The sequence below is a fragment of the Thermus hydrothermalis genome (assembly GCF_022760925.1).
Classification (GTDB): Bacteria; Deinococcota; Deinococci; order Deinococcales; family Thermaceae; genus Thermus; species Thermus hydrothermalis.
Window position 1 is genome coordinate 88,085 of sequence record NZ_JAKTNT010000008.1, and the last position, 9,494, is coordinate 97,578.

Here is a 9,494-nt window from a genome sequence, read left to right on the forward strand (position 1 = left end):
CTAGTCTAAAGGGCGCACCGGCCCGTGGCCCGGGTAAACGAGGCGGGCGCCCTTGGCCCGGAGGGAGGCCCAGCTTTGTAAAGCCGAGGGGTTGTTCCAAGCCCCTTCCTCCGGAGGCAGGTCCCCGGTGAAGGCCCGGCCGTCGTCCAGCAAAAGGGAAACGCAGTGGTCCGTGTGCCCTGGGGTGGGGAGAATCTCCCCCGGGATGCCCAAGGAGGCCAGGAAAGCCCGGCTTTCGGCGAAGGAGAGCAGGCGGTTGCCCGCAGGCTGGATCGCGCGGTAGCGGTCCTGGGGTTTGGCGAAGCGCTTCATGAGGGGAATGGCTTCCACCTGGCTTTCCATGACCAAAAGGGTCATCCCCGCTTCCTTGAGCTCCTGGGCCAGGCCTGCGTGGTCTATGTGGTAGTGGGTGGCGAGGCCGAAGCGCACCTCCTTTAGGTCTACGCCCACCCGTCTTAGCGCCACTTTTAGGGCGCCGAAGGTGCCAGGCCAGCCCAGGTCCACCAAAAGGCGGACCGGTCCTTGGCCGATGAGCCAGTAATGGGTGGAGCGGTAGCCCACGTCCAAGACGGGAATGTCGCTCACGGACGGCTCCAGCGCTCGGCGTCCCGCTTTTGGTACTTCTCCATGGCCTTGCGGAAGGCCTCCTCCAGGTCAATCCCTTCCCGGTTGGCCAAGGAGATGAGGACGAAAAGGAGGTCGGCCAATTCCTCCGCCAAATCCCCTTCCGCCTCTCCCGGCTTGGGCTTCTTGCCGTGGCGGTGGGCCAGGACCCGGGCTACCTCCCCAAGCTCCTCCGCCAGGCGGGCGAGCATGAGGAGGGGCGGGAAGTAGCCCTCCTTGAACTGGGAGATCCAGGCGTCCACCTGGCGTTGCGCCTCCTTGAAGGTGAGGGGCTCCATGCCCCAAGCGTACAATGCCCCCATGCGGGCCCTTGCCCTCATCGCCCACGATGCCAAGAAGGAGGAGATGGTGGCCTTCTGCCGGAGGCACCGGGAGCTCCTCGCCCGCTTTGCCCTGGTGGCCACGGGCACCACGGGCAGGCGGATAGAGGAGGCCACGGGGCTTAAGGTGGAAAAGCTCCTTTCCGGGCCCCTGGGTGGGGACCAGCAGATGGGGGCCCGGGTGGCGGAAGGGCGGATCCTGGCGGTTTTCTTCTTCCGCGACCCCCTCACCGCCCAGCCCCACGAGCCCGATGTCCAGGCCCTCCTGCGTGTCTGCGACGTGCACGGGGTGCCCCTCGCCACCAACCCCACGGCGGCGGAGGCCCTCATCCCCTGGCTTCGGACCCTGGTGGGGGGCTAGAGGCTCTTGCGGTAGGCCAAGGCCTCGGCCACGTGGGCCTCCTCCACCCGTTCCGCCCCCATGAGGTCGGCGATGGTGCGGGCTACCCGCAAGAGGCGGTCGTAGCTCCTTGCGGAAAGGAGCATCTTCTTGGCGGCGGATTGCAGAAGGGCCTCGGCGCCGGGGGTGAGGCGCACCTGCTCCCGCAGGGCCTTGCCGGCGAGTTCCCCGTTGGGCCTTCCCTGGCGGGCGAGCATCCTTTCCCGGGCCCTATAGACCCTTTCCCGCACGGCCTCGGTGCTTTCCCCTTCGGGGGCGCGGGCGAGCTCTAGGGGGGTGAGGCGGGGGACCTCCACCACCAGGTCAAAGCGGTCCAAGAGGGGTCCGGAGATCCTGCCGGCGTAGCGTTGCCGGGCGGAGGGGGTGCAGGTACAGGGCCTTTCCGGGTCCCCGTACCAGCCGCAGGGGCAGGGGTTCATGGCGGCCACCAGGAGGAAGCGGGCGGGGAAGGTGAGGCTTGCCCGGGCCCGGGCCACGGTGACCACCCCGTCCTCCAGGGGTTGGCGGAGGGCCTCGAGGGCGTCCCGGGAGAACTCGGGAAACTCGTCCAAAAAGAGCACGCCCCGGTGGGCCAGGGAAACCTCCCCTGGCTTGGGGATGGCCCCGCCCCCGATGAGCCCGGCGTAGCTCACCGTGTGGTGGGGGGCGCGGAAGGGGGGCGTGCGGAGGAGGCCCTTGACGGGTTTGCCGGCGGCGGAGTGGATGCGGGTGACCTCGAGGGCGGCCTCCCGGGGGAGGGGAGGGAGGAGGAAAGGAAGGCGCCTCGCCAGCATGGTCTTCCCCGAGCCCGGGCTTCCCACCATGAGGAGGTGGTGGTACCCGGCGGCGGCGATCTCCAGGGCCCGTTTGGCCTTGGCCTGGCCCTTCACGTCCCTGAGGTCCAGGACCTCTAGGGCCTCCAGGGGGTCTTTGGGCGCCAGGGGGGAAAGGGCTTCCTCCCCCTTTAGGTGGGCCACGGCCTCGGCCAAGGTCTCCGTCCCCAGGGCCACCACGCCCTCCACCAGGGCCGCTTCCTTGGCGCTTTCCTTGGGGAGGAGGAGGGCCTTCCCCTCCGCCAGGGCGCCCAGGGCCAGGTTCACCGCCCCCGGCACGGGGCGGAGCGTCCCGTCCAGCCCCAGTTCCCCCGCCACGGCGAGGCCCGCCAGGGCCTCGAGGGGCACCACCCCTTGCGCCGCCAAAAGCCCCAGGGCGATGGGAAGGTCAAAGTGGCTCCCCTCCTTCTTGAGCTCCGCCGGGGCCAGGTTCACCACCACCCGGGCCTGGGGGTAGGGGAAGCCAGCGTTTTTTAGGGCGGCCCGGACCCTTTCCCGGCTCTCCTCCACCGCCTTGTCCGGAAGGCCCACCAGGGCGTAGGAGGGAAGCCCGGGGCTAACATCCACCTCCACGGTCACGGGAACTGCGTCCAGGCCGAAAAGGGTGTAGCTTCGCACCTGGGCTAGCATGTAAGGAGTTTAACAGGGGTTTGTTAACCCAAGTTGCCACCTATCCCCGGCTTTGAAACCATAGCGGCCGGTATGCTTTCGCGCATCATACCGGCCCTCTGCATAGACGATGCCCTCCAAGCCCTGGGCCACCGGGATGACCCCCAAGCCAAGACCCCCGCATCCGCCATCCTCACCCTGGCCAGCTTGGCCGCCATGGAACGGGGAGGCAAGCACAACAAAGCCCTGGCCCTCGCCAAAGACCTGAAGCGCTTCAGCCACATCCCCTCCCCAAGCCGCTTCCACCGCAGGCTCCACGCCCTCTCCCCCCTCCTCCTGCTCCCTGCAAAGCTCCCACCCATCCGGCCCGACTGGCCTGACCGGGTGGCCGAACTCCAGCGCCCCCTCTTTCACCCAGAGGACCTCTGAAGCAGGGGCAGGTAAAGCCCCAGGGCCAAAAGGAGCAAAAGGAGAAGCCCCCCAAAGGCCCACGTGTACCCCAGGCTTCCCACCACCACCCCCACCCCCCACTGCAGGAGGAAGGTGCCGCCGATGCCGAAGAGGTTCACCAAGGTGGTGCCCCGCCCCACCAGGTGGCTTGGCACCAGTTCCCGGGCCTGGGTGAGGGTGAGGATGTTGAAGGCCCCGAAAAAGCCCAGGAGGGCGTAGGCGGGGACGAGGAGCTTTAGGAGAAGGAGGAGGAGGCCCAGGGCGAAGGCCAAGGCGGAAAGGAAAAGTACCCTTGCCGTGCCGAAGCGGTCCGCCAGGTATCCGGAAACCAAAAACCCCAAGACCGCCATCCCCGAGTAGAGGAAAAGGAGGTTGCCCACCGCCACCGCCGAAAGCCCCAGGTGGTAGCCGTAAGCCCCCGCCCAAAGGGTCTGGAGGGCGAGGAAGCTCCCGGCGAAGGCCAGGGCCAGGAAGGCCACCCTTAGAAGCCTTCCGTTCCCCCAGACCTCCCGAAGCCCGCCCGCTCCTCCGGCCTTGGGCCAGGCAATGCCCGGGGGGGTGTTCCGCACCCCCAGGTAGATGGCGAGGGCCACCAAAACCACTCCCAAGGCCCCCAAGAGGAAGACCCCCCGCCAGCCCAACACCTCCTTGAGGAGGGCCAGGGGCGTGGCCGCCAGAAGCCCGCCCGTGGCCCCAAGGCCCACGAGAAGCGTGGACACCGTGGCGTAGTTCTTGGGAAACCAGAGGCTAAAGGCTTTTAGGGCCCCCATGAGGGCCGCCGCCATGCCCACCCCGATGAGGGCCCGGCCTAGGGCCAAGACGGGAAAGCTCGGCGCCAGGGCGAAGACCACGCTCCCCAGAGCCGCCACCAGGAGGAGGGCCGGGGTCACCACCCGGGGCCCCATCCGGTCCAAGAACCCTCCCAAGGGGAGTTGCACGGCGGCGAAGGCCAGGTAGAAGAGGCTCGTCATGAAGCCGAGCTCCGCCGGTCCAAGCCCCAGGTCCTGGGAGAGGTCCTTGGAAAGCACGGCGTTGGCCGAGCGGTAGAAGTAGGAGAGGAAGTAGCCCAAGGTGAAGAGAAAAAACACCCGTAGAGCCATATCACCTCCGGTTTAAGGCTACCCCCAAAAGGATGAGGCCACCCCCCAAAAGCGCCTCCGGCCGTAAGGGCTCGCCCGCTAAGGGCCAGGCGAAGAGGGCCCCGGCCACGGGTTCCAGCATGGCGAGGAGCGTGGCCTCCCGGGCGGGGACCACCCGCACGCCCTGCAGGAAGAGGGCGAAGGGGAGGAGGGTCCCGAAGAGCACCAGGTAGGCCACCCCGCCCCAGTCCTCGAGGCCCAAGGAAAGGAGCCCGGGCAGGTTGAGGAAGAGCGCAGGAAGGGCGAGGAGGCTTCCCACCCCCGTGGCCACCCCCAGGCTCACCAGGGGTGGGGTCTTGAGCCCCTGGGAGGTGGCGGCGTAGAGGGCGAAGGAAAGGGCGGCAAGAAGGCCAAAGGCCACGCCCACGGGGCTACCCTCTAGCCCCTCTCCCCCGGCCACCAGGATGTAGGCCCCGAGGAGGGCCAGGGCTACCCCAAAAAGGGCCCGGGCGGGAAGCCTTTCCCGGCACAGGAGGGCGTAAAGGGTGAGGAGGGCGGGGGCCAGGTACTGGAGGAAGATCCCCGTGGCCACGGTGGTGGCGTGGATGGCCAGGTAGTAAAAGGCCTGGGCCCCGGAAAGGGCGAACCCCACGCCCAGGAGGCGGCGCCTTTCCTCGGGCCTTGGGGGGTAGCGGAGGACGAGGGGAAGGAGGAGGAGAAAGCTTAGGAGAAAGCGCAAGGGGATGAGGAGCCCTGGGGGGATACCCTCCATGAACCGCCCGGCCAAGGCGCCCCCCAGGCCCCAAAGGAGGGCGGCCAAGACCACGAAAATCACCGCCTACCTCCCACCACGGCGAGGCCCACGCCGAGGAGAAGGACCAAGGCCCCAAGGAGCACAGGTAGCCCAGGGAGCTCCCCGAAGAGCAGGAAGGCGAGGAGGCTTGCCCCCACCGGCTCAAAGAGGATGGCCAGGGTGACGAGAACCGGGGGGATGTGCCGCGTGGCCCAGTTGAAGCTGGTGTGCCCCACGAGTTGCGGGAGGAGGGCCATGAGGAGGAGGTAGCCGTAGACGGCCAGGGGGTACCCCCCGTACCCGCCCCCGAAGAGGTAGGGGAGGGGAAGGAGGACCAAAGCCGCCGTGGTGTAGGCGACCCGGATGTATTCCAGGGTGGAGAGCCCCCGCCTTTGGGCTTCCCGACCCAGGAGGAAGTAAAAGGAAACCGTCACCGCCCCCAAGACCGCCAAGAGGTCCCCGAGGAGGGGGTTTTTCCCTCCTCCTCCCTCCGCATCCCCAAGCCCGATGCATAGCCCCCCCACGAGGGCCACGGCCACCCCGAGGAGGGTGGTGCCGGAGGGCTTTTCCCCAAAGAAAAGCCAGCCGAAGAGGGTGACCCAGACGGGGTTGGTGGTGACCAAAGCGGTGCTGGCGGCCACGGAGGTGTAGGAAAGCGAAGTGATCCAGAAGGCGAAGTGGAGGGCCAAGAAGACCCCGGCGGCCACGGCGAAGGGAAGGCCCTTGCGGGAGGAGAGGGGCTTAAACCACCCTGGGGCGAGGAGGAGGGCGGCGAGGCCCAGGCGCCCGGCGCTCATCACCAGGCTGAAGGCGAGGCTTCGGTCCCCCGAGGCCTCGAGGCTCAGGCGCACCAGGATGCTGCCGAAGCTGATGGCCAGGATGCCCAGGAGGAGGACGGCGAGGATTTGGGGCCTCGAGGGGCGCATGCCGGTATTCTTCCACGGAAGCGGGGTTCTTGCGAAGGGGTTTTCCCTCTTGCGGGGTGTTTTGGCCGCGGGTTTGGGCGGTGTAGACCCTTTTTTGGGGTGGTGTAAAGGGGGGCCTCCGCTTGGGACAGGCGTCCTTACCCGTGCTGGTATACTTCCCCCGAAGGAGGTCCTATGGTGACCGTAGCGGTTCCCAAGGAACGGGCTCCGGGAGAGCGAAGGGTAGCCCTGGTGCCCGAGGTGGTGGCCCGCCTGGTCAAGGGGGGCGCCCGGGTGCGGGTGGAACGGGGCGCCGGGGAAGGCGCCTATTACCCGGACGCCGCTTACCAAGAGGCGGGGGCGGAGGTGGTGGAGCGAGGCGAGCTCTTAAAGGGCGCCAACCTCCTCTTCACCGTTCAGCCGCCCCCGGAAGACCTCATCGGGGCGCTGGAGCCTGGGGCGATTGTGGTGGGCTTTGTCCAGGCCCACAAGAACCCCGAGCTGGTGCGGGCGCTTGCCGCCAAAAAGGCCACGGTGATCGCCATGGAGCTCATCCCCCGCATCACCCGGGCCCAGAGCATGGACGCCCTCTCCAGCCAGGCCACGGTGGCGGGCTACCTGGCGGCGGTCCACGCAGCTCGGCTTTCTCCCCGCTTCTTCCCCATGCTCACCACGGCGGCGGGCACCATCCGCCCGGCCAAGGTGATGGTCATGGGGGTGGGGGTGGCGGGGCTCATGGCCATCGCCACCGCCAAGCGTTTGGGCGCCCAGGTCTTCGCCTACGACGTGCGCAAGGCGGCGGTGGAGCAGGCGGTCTCCTTGGGGGCCAAGCCCATTGAGCTTCCCATTAGCGCCGAGGGGGAGGGCGGCTACGCCCGGGAGCTCACCGAGGAGGAGAAGCGCATCCAGCACGAGGCCTTGCGGGAGCACGTGGCGGGCATGGACGTCCTCATCACCACCGCCCAGGTGCCGGGCCGCCGCGCCCCCATCCTCCTCACCGAGGACATGATGGAAAGGCTCAAGCCCGGCACCGTGGTGGTGGACCTGGCGGCCGAGAGCGGGGGCAACTGCGTCCTCACCAAGCCGGGGGAGGTGGTGGAGGTGAAGGGGGTGCGGATCTATGGCCCCTTGAACCTCCCGAGCGAGCTTTCCGTGCACGCTTCGGAGATGTACGCCAAGAACCTCCTCAACCTCTCCAGCCTCCTTATTGAAAAGGGCGAGTTCGCCCCCAAGTGGGAGGACGAGATCATCCAAGGAGCGCTTCTGATGAGGGAAGGGGAGATCCTGCACGGGCCCACCAAGGCCCTTCTGGGAGGTGCGTGATGGAGTTCGGCTTCTGGTCGGCCCTTTACATCTTCGTGCTCACGGCCTTCTTGGGCTACGAGCTCATCACCCGGGTTCCGGTGATCCTCCACACCCCCCTCATGTCCGGGTCCAACTTCATCCACGGGGTGGTGGTGGTGGGGGCCATGGTGGTCCTGGGGCATGCGGAAACCGGCTTGGAAAAGCTCATCGGTTTCCTGGGCGTGGTCCTAGGGGCAGCCAACGCCGCCGGGGGGTACGCCGTCACCGTGCGTATGCTGGAGATGTTTGAGAAAAAGCCCGGCAAGGGGGGTGGTCAGTAATGGACCTCATCCAGGCAGCGTACTTCGTGGTGGCCATCCTCTTCATCGTGGGCCTGAAGCGCATGGCCCACCCCACCACCGCCAAAAGCGGCATCGTCTGGGCGGGCTGGGGCATGGTGCTGGCCGTTTTGGCCACCTTCTTCTGGCCGGAGATGGGGAACTTCGGCCTCATGCTCCTGGCCTTGGCGCTGGGCTCGGTGGTGGCCTGGTGGGCGGCGGTGAAGGTGGCCATGACGGACATGCCCCAGATGGTGGCCATTTACAACGGCATGGGCGGGGGTGCCGCCGCCACCATCGCCGCGGTGGAGCTCCTGAAGGGGGCCTTTGAGAACCCTGGGCTCATGGCCCTGGCCATCCTGGGCGGGCTCATCGGCTCGGTGGCCTTCACGGGGAGCCTCATCGCCTTCGCCAAGCTCCAGGGCCTCATGCGAAGCCGCCCCATCCTCTTCCCGGGGCAGAAGGTGGTGAACGCCCTGGTCCTTCTGGTCACGGTGGTCTTGGGCTTCTCCCTCCTTTGGAACGACCCCACCCTTAGCATCGTCCTCTTCTTCCTCCTCGCCCTCCTTTTTGGCGTGCTCATGACGCTTCCCATCGGCGGCGGGGACATGCCCGTGGCCATCTCCTTCTACAACGCCTTTACCGGTATGGCCGTGGGCTTTGAGGGCTTCGCCGTGGGGAACCCGGCCCTCATGGTGGCCGGCACCCTGGTGGGGGCGGCGGGTACTCTCCTCACCGTGCTCATGGCCCGGGCCATGAACCGCTCGGTGTGGAGCGTCCTGGTGGGCGGCTTTGGCGTGGAGCAGGAGGCGGGGGAAGTCAAGGGGAGCCTGAAGCCCATTGACGTGGAGGACGCCGCCGTGATGCTGGCCTACGCCAACAAGGTGGTCTTCGTGCCCGGGTACGGCATGGCCCTCTCCCAGGCCCAGCACAAGGTGAAGGAGCTCGCCGACCTCTTGGAAAGCCGGGGCGTGGAGGTGAAGTTCGCCATTCACCCCGTGGCGGGCCGGATGCCGGGGCACATGAACGTCCTCCTGGCGGAGGCGGGGGTGGACTACGACAAGCTCAAGGACCTGGAGGAGATCAACCCCGAGTTCCCCACCGTGGACGTGGCGGTGGTCATCGGGGCCAACGACGTGGTGAACCCCGCCGCTCGCCGTCCGGGGAGCCCCCTCTACGGCATGCCCATCCTGGACGTGGACAAGGCCAAGAACGTCATCGTCATCAAGCGGGGGCAGGGGAAGGGCTTCGCCGGGGTGGAAAACGAGCTCTTCTACGCCGACAACACCCGCATGCTCTACGGGGACGCCCAACAGGTTCTGACCCAGCTCACCCAGGCCCTGAAGAAGCTCTAGCGCCAGAAGAGCCTGCCCCGGGGTTTCCCCGGGGCAGGCGTTTTAGGCCAAGAGGAGCACGGGGTTTTCCAGGTAAAGGGCCACCCTTTCCAAAAGTTTCCGGGCCACGGGGGCTTCCAGGCCCGAGGCGGCGAGGACCCCTTCCGGGGAGAGGAAAAGGCTTGGGCGGCCCGTGTGGACCTCCTCTTCCCCGGCGAAGCAGAGGAGGCCCTCCCCCTCTTCGCCCCCTTCCTGGCGGAAAAGGGCGAGGAAGCCGCCTAGGGGCTTCACGCCATAGACCCTTTCCCCCTCCGCATGGCCCCGCAGGGCCCGCAAGGGAAGTTCCAGCTCCGCCAAGGCCCTTTCCGCACCCCTAAGGAGGAAGGGCAAGGGGTTTTGGGGTACCCCGTGGATGCGGGCGAAGGCCTCGAGGGCTCCCTTTAGGGGGGCGGGGTCAAACCGGCGGCGGTAGACCTTGAGGAGGGTGGGCGTTGCCGGGGTGGGGGCCATTGGGGCGGCCACGCCGGGGGTTGGGGTGGGGATGGG

At 67.7% G+C, this 9,494-nt stretch carries 10 protein-coding genes and 2 pseudogenes; 5 read left to right on the forward strand and 7 right to left on the reverse strand.

What is annotated here, in order from left to right:
* Entirely contained in the window at positions 1–585 is a 585-nt protein-coding gene (locus tag L0C60_RS06915) for an MBL fold metallo-hydrolase (protein WP_234506389.1), read from the reverse strand.
* Positions 582–902 carry a nucleotide pyrophosphohydrolase gene (locus tag L0C60_RS06920; protein ID WP_234506385.1) on the reverse strand — a complete coding sequence of 107 codons (321 nt, stop codon included), beginning with the start codon at positions 900–902 and terminating at the stop codon, positions 582–584. The genes L0C60_RS06915 and L0C60_RS06920 overlap by 4 nt, the downstream gene beginning before the upstream one ends.
* A 22-nt stretch (positions 903–924) precedes the next feature.
* Here L0C60_RS06920 and mgsA point away from each other — a divergent pair, with 22 nt between their 5' ends.
* Positions 925–1,305 (forward strand): methylglyoxal synthase, encoded by a 381-nt coding sequence (gene mgsA, locus L0C60_RS06925; protein ID WP_234506383.1) that lies wholly within the window; start codon positions 925–927, stop codon positions 1,303–1,305.
* On the opposite strand, the gene L0C60_RS06930 is transcribed toward mgsA, so the two are convergent.
* A complete protein-coding gene (locus tag L0C60_RS06930; protein WP_234506380.1) occupies positions 1,302–2,786 on the reverse strand; it encodes a YifB family Mg chelatase-like AAA ATPase in 1,485 nt (494 codons plus the stop codon). The genes mgsA and L0C60_RS06930 overlap by 4 nt on opposite strands.
* A 72-nt stretch (positions 2,787–2,858) precedes the next feature.
* On the opposite strand from L0C60_RS06930, the pseudogene L0C60_RS06935 reads away from it, so the two are divergent.
* Positions 2,859–3,104: pseudogene (locus tag L0C60_RS06935) on the forward strand (IS982 family transposase); the annotation flags it as partial.
* Positions 3,105–3,175: 71 nt separating this feature from the next.
* Here L0C60_RS06935 and L0C60_RS06940 read toward each other — a convergent pair.
* From L0C60_RS06940 to L0C60_RS06950, 3 genes are read right to left on the reverse strand one after another with little or no spacing between them, the layout of a single operon-like run.
* Positions 3,176–4,315, reverse strand: a complete 1,140-nt coding sequence (locus L0C60_RS06940) for an MFS transporter (protein WP_234506374.1) — start codon at positions 4,313–4,315, stop codon at positions 3,176–3,178.
* A gap of 1 nt (position 4,316) precedes the next feature.
* The gene (locus tag L0C60_RS06945) at positions 4,317–5,129 is read right to left on the reverse strand and encodes a DMT family transporter (RefSeq protein ID WP_234506372.1); all 813 of its coding nucleotides are present in this window, start codon (positions 5,127–5,129) and stop codon (positions 4,317–4,319) included.
* On the reverse strand, positions 5,126–6,013 hold the full coding sequence (locus tag L0C60_RS06950; protein ID WP_234506368.1) for a DMT family transporter: 888 nt from the start codon (positions 6,011–6,013) through the stop codon (positions 5,126–5,128). Before L0C60_RS06950 ends, L0C60_RS06945 begins: the two co-directional genes overlap by 4 nt.
* A gap of 174 nt (positions 6,014–6,187) precedes the next feature.
* Here L0C60_RS06950 and L0C60_RS06955 point away from each other — a divergent pair, with 174 nt between their 5' ends.
* The 3 genes from L0C60_RS06955 to L0C60_RS06965 are packed head-to-tail and all read left to right on the forward strand — an operon-like array spanning position 6,188 to position 8,969.
* Positions 6,188–7,315, forward strand: a complete 1,128-nt coding sequence (locus L0C60_RS06955) for an NAD(P) transhydrogenase subunit alpha (RefSeq protein ID WP_234506365.1) — start codon at positions 6,188–6,190, stop codon at positions 7,313–7,315.
* Positions 7,315–7,617, forward strand: a complete 303-nt coding sequence (locus tag L0C60_RS06960; RefSeq protein WP_234506362.1) for a proton-translocating transhydrogenase family protein — start codon at positions 7,315–7,317, stop codon at positions 7,615–7,617. The genes L0C60_RS06955 and L0C60_RS06960 overlap by 1 nt, the downstream gene beginning before the upstream one ends.
* On the forward strand, positions 7,617–8,969 hold the full coding sequence (locus L0C60_RS06965) for an NAD(P)(+) transhydrogenase (Re/Si-specific) subunit beta (RefSeq protein WP_234506361.1): 1,353 nt from the start codon (positions 7,617–7,619) through the stop codon (positions 8,967–8,969). Before L0C60_RS06960 ends, L0C60_RS06965 begins: the two co-directional genes overlap by 1 nt.
* 42 nt (positions 8,970–9,011) lie before the next feature.
* Here the strand turns inward: L0C60_RS06965 and L0C60_RS06970 are convergent.
* Positions 9,012–9,494: pseudogene (locus L0C60_RS06970) on the reverse strand (E3 binding domain-containing protein); the annotation flags it as partial.

What these genes read in the sequence shown, in the direction of transcription:
- L0C60_RS06920 (WP_234506385.1), bottom strand. Translation starts at nt 902, where the DNA reads ATGGAGCCCCTCACCTTCAAGGAGGCGCAACGCCAGGTGGACGCCTGG.
- mgsA (WP_234506383.1), top strand. Translation starts at nt 925, where the DNA reads ATGCGGGCCCTTGCCCTCATCGCCCACGATGCCAAGAAGGAGGAGATG.
- L0C60_RS06930 (WP_234506380.1), bottom strand. Translation starts at nt 2,786, where the DNA reads ATGCTAGCCCAGGTGCGAAGCTACACCCTTTTCGGCCTGGACGCAGTT.
- L0C60_RS06940 (WP_234506374.1), bottom strand. Translation starts at nt 4,315, where the DNA reads ATGGCTCTACGGGTGTTTTTTCTCTTCACCTTGGGCTACTTCCTCTCC.
- L0C60_RS06950 (WP_234506368.1), bottom strand. Translation starts at nt 6,013, where the DNA reads ATGCGCCCCTCGAGGCCCCAAATCCTCGCCGTCCTCCTCCTGGGCATC.
- L0C60_RS06955 (WP_234506365.1), top strand. Translation starts at nt 6,188, where the DNA reads ATGGTGACCGTAGCGGTTCCCAAGGAACGGGCTCCGGGAGAGCGAAGG.
- L0C60_RS06960 (WP_234506362.1), top strand. Translation starts at nt 7,315, where the DNA reads ATGGAGTTCGGCTTCTGGTCGGCCCTTTACATCTTCGTGCTCACGGCC.
- L0C60_RS06965 (WP_234506361.1), top strand. Translation starts at nt 7,617, where the DNA reads ATGGACCTCATCCAGGCAGCGTACTTCGTGGTGGCCATCCTCTTCATC.